The following is a 3,557-nucleotide window of genomic DNA, read 5'->3' as shown; positions in this document are numbered from 1 at the left end:
GAGCCGCCGTAGAAGAACAGCGTCTGCTGCCGGCTGTCGCGGTTGGGTCACCGCGGAAGGCCGCCGCCTCGGCGGGCCGCCGAGGTGATGCGGATCGGCCGCAAATGATCCACTTCTTACGCGGCCGCACCATACTGAGAGGCGCCGAGTCCGCCGAACGATGCGTGCGGGCGGCGGACGGGGGCGTCGCGGCCGTGTCCGCTCGCGCACCCGCCGTCCGCGCCACTGCGAAAGGGAACAAGCCCGTGAGCGAGCAGTCACCTGCACACGCCGCCGGTCTGCGTCCGATCAACCCGCCCGGACTGGCGCCCGGTCCCGGCTACAGCCACGCCGTCAGCGTCGACACCCCGGGCCGCCTCGTCGTGATCAGCGGCCAGGTCGCCCTGGACGGCGACGGCAACCTCGTCGGCCCCGGCGACCTGCGCGCCCAGACCCGGCAGGTGTTCACCAACCTGCACACCGCCCTGACCGCCGCCGGCGCCGACTGGCGGCACGTGATCAAACTCGGGTACTTCCTGCGCGACGCCTCGCAGGTCACCGTCGTCCGCGAGGTCCGCAACCAGATGCTGCCGCCAGGGCTCGCCCCCGCCAGCACTCTGGTGGAGGTGTCGCGCTTGTTCCGCGACGACCTGCTCATCGAGGTGGAGGCGCTGGCCGTCGTCCCGGCCTGACCTCCAAGCCCGGTGTGAGGGGCGCTGCCCGGCGCCCGCGCAGCGCGACGGGGACGCGCAACGGGGGACGCGCGGCGATCACGCCGCGCGTCCCCCGGTCGCATGCCGCTGCCTGCACCGCGCCCCGGCCCGGCGGTCGAAGGCGGCGCGGCCGGGTCGGGGTCAGACCCGCACGCCGTAGTCGGCGGCGATGCCGGCCAGGCCCGAGGCGTAGCCCTGCCCGACGGCGCGGAACTTCCACTCGCCGCCGTGGCGGTAGAGCTCGCCGAACACCATCGCGGTCTCGGTGGAGGCGTCCTCCGTCAGGTCGTAGCGGGCGATCTCGCTGTTGTCGGCCTGGTTCACCACCCGGATGAAGGCGTTGCGGACCTGGCCGAAGTTCTGCCGGCGGCTGTCGGCATCGTAGATCGACACCGGGAACACGATCTTGTCGACCTCGGCGGGCACCGCGGCCAGGTCGACCCTGATCTGCTCGTCGTCGCCTTCGCCCTCGCCGGTGAGGTTGTCGCCGGTGTGCTCGACCGAACCGTCGGGGCTTTTGAGGTTGTTGTAGAACACGAAGTGCCGGTCCGACAGGACCTTGCCGTCCTGCGAGCACAGCAGGGCGCTGGCGTCGAGGTCGAAGTCGGCCCCGGTAGTGGTCCGCACGTCCCAGCCCAGACCCACCACGACCGCGGTCAGTCCGGGAGCCTCCTTGGTCAGCGAGACGTTGCCGCCCTTGCTCAGACTGACTCCCACGGTGTCTCCCTCCGTATCGGTGTCCACGCCGGCCGCGTCGCCCGCGTGGTCTGTGTCGGGTCAAACGCTAGGTACCCGGCGACGGTTCCCCTGGCACTCGCCGATTGCCGCGCGTCGGGCGGGCGGCGCGCCCTGGCCCGCCGGACGGTCGGGCGGCGGGCCAGGGGGCCAGGTTCAGGTGGGGGAAGGGTCAGGTGTGCAGGACGAACGAGGCGGGCGCGGTGATCTCGGCGGGGAGGTCGAACGCCGCCGCGTACTCGGCCGCCCGCGGCATCAGCTCGTCGCACAGCTCCCGCCGCAGCCGCCACACCCGCTCCAGCAGCCCGGCCGGCACCACCTGCTCGTCCAGCAGGGTCGCGGCGCGCCGTTCGGCCCACCGCAGCGCGTGAAGGCGCAGCAGCGGCGCCGTCTCCGGCTGCGACGCGCACGCCTGGGCGGCGGTCTCCAGCACGACGCGGTCGGCGAACGCGGTCGCGGTCCGCTCGGCCAGGGCCAGGTTGTCGTTCCAGGCGGTGAACGCGTCGGCGCCGTCGCGCCGCGCCAGCCGCACCCGCTCCGCCAGGCGGTCGCGCAGCGCCCGCTCCACCGACCGCGCCAGATGCGACCACACCCGCGGCGAGGCCAGGTCCCCGCCGTCGGGCACCGTGTCGGCCACCGGCGGCGGCTCGTAGCGGTCCAGCTCGGCCATGGCCCGGGCCGTGTCGAACAGGGTCAGCGTGTTGTCGCCGCCGGCGTTCATGTAGGCGTGGGCCAGGGCGCGGTAGCCGTTGAGGCGGTCGGTGGCCGCGAATCCCGGGGCGCCCGAGTGCACCCGGCAGCGCGACACGGTCTCGTGGGCCTCGGCGGTCGCGGCGGCCTTCAGCAGCGCCAGGTCGCGGTCGACCGCCGACCAGGGCGCCCACGCGGTGGACGGTCCGCCGTCCGCGCCGTTGGCGGACGCGGGGCCCGTCTCGGAGGCGGGGTCGGTCCGGCCAGTGATGCGGCGCGCCACCGCCGTCAGCGCGTACGCCGAGGCCAGGGCTTCCAGGACCGCCTCCTGCTGGTTGCGGTAGTCGGTCAGGGCGCGCAGCGGCGCCAGGCGTCCCAGCGTCGCCCGGTCCGTCGAGTGGTGCAGCAGGATCGCCGCGGACGCGCGGGTGATCGCCGCCGACATCGACACGACCGCCCGCCACACCGGCGGGGCGATGCCCATCGAGCGGGTCAGCCGTTGCGTCGGCCCTCCGGCCGGATCGTGGAACGACCCGTCCGGGTCGATCCGCGCGCCGTCGCGCAGCCACGCCCGGTAGGGGACGCGCACACCGTCCAGGCGCACCGCCGCGTAGTCGACCGGCAGCCCGGAGATGTCGGGGGCGGGCGTGATCCGCACCCCGTCCGGGACGGTGCCGTCGGCTCGGCGCAGCGGCAGCACGAACACGAACACGCCGCGTTCGATGCCGTCGTGCACCAGCGTGGCGTACACGGCGGCGGTCTTGGGCAGGTCGGGGTGCCCGGTGTTGGTGGGGAACTTGGCGGCCTGCGCGTCGGGCGTGCTGAGGACGAACTCTGCGGTCGCGGGGTCGTAGTGGGCCAGGGTGCGCGGTGACAGGTGGCTGTTGCTGCGGCCGACCTCGGTCATCAGCAGCGTCCCGTAGGAGGCCATCGACTCCAGCGCCTGCCGTTCGGCGTTCGTGCCTTGCGGGTCGGTGCCGAACCGCAGGATCGGGCCGAGCGCCAGGGTGTAGTGCAGCAGCATCACGTGGAACAGCGCCGGGTCGGCGATCGCGGCGCGGTCCAGCAGGGCGCACAGCAGCGGCGGGTCGTCCAGCAGGTCGCCGGCGGGCGGGGCGGCCCGTCCGGCGTGCCCGAGCCGCTGGTAGGTGAGGGCCTGCCGTTGGGCGGCGGTCAGGCCGTCGGGGTAGGTGAAGAACTCCGCGGGGATCGCGGCGGCGATGCGGGCACGGTCGTCGAGGGTCACGTCCGTGCCGTGCACGAAACGCCGCAGACCGCTGCCGGGGGCGTCGGAGGTCGGGGCGGGGACGGTGCCGGTGGCCGCCTGCGGGACGGGGCCGGGTGCAGGGGCGGATGGGGGGCTGGGTGCCATGACGGCCCTCCTGTCGCGATCAGGTGTCGGACGGTGAGTCGGCCGGCGGGGGTGCGGGGCGGGGGGCT

3 protein-coding genes are annotated in these 3,557 nt (G+C 74.4%); 1 reads left to right on the top strand and 2 read right to left on the bottom strand.

The features are described from left to right. The first annotated feature begins 245 nt into the window (after positions 1 to 245). A complete protein-coding gene (locus tag AR3_RS28695; RefSeq protein ID WP_227023422.1) occupies positions 246 to 671 on the top strand; it encodes a RidA family protein in 426 nt (141 codons plus the stop codon). Between the two features lie 162 nt (positions 672 to 833). Here the strand turns inward: AR3_RS28695 and AR3_RS28690 are convergent, their stop codons facing one another. Beyond that, positions 834 to 1,409, bottom strand: coding sequence for a TerD family protein (locus AR3_RS28690; protein ID WP_067918727.1), 576 nt, complete (start codon positions 1,407 to 1,409; stop codon positions 834 to 836). 190 nt (positions 1,410 to 1,599) lie between these two features. After that, complete coding sequence (locus AR3_RS28685) at positions 1,600 to 3,489, bottom strand: acyl-CoA dehydrogenase family protein (protein WP_083952246.1); 1,890 nt, start codon at positions 3,487 to 3,489, stop codon at positions 1,600 to 1,602. Positions 3,490 to 3,557: the final 68 nt, after the last annotated feature.

Source organism: Actinomadura rubrobrunea NBRC 15275, from assembly GCF_001552235.1.
GTDB lineage: Bacteria > Actinomycetota > Actinomycetes > Streptosporangiales > Streptosporangiaceae > Spirillospora > Spirillospora viridilutea.
The sequence above is the reverse complement of the archived record's forward strand: the minus strand, read 5'-3'. Positions and strand labels throughout refer to the sequence as shown.

Excerpts from the sequence above, each read along its gene's own strand:
- AR3_RS28685 (WP_083952246.1), bottom strand. The coding sequence starts at position 3,489 with ATGGCACCCAGCCCCCCATCCGCCCCTGCACCCGGCCCCGTCCCGCAG.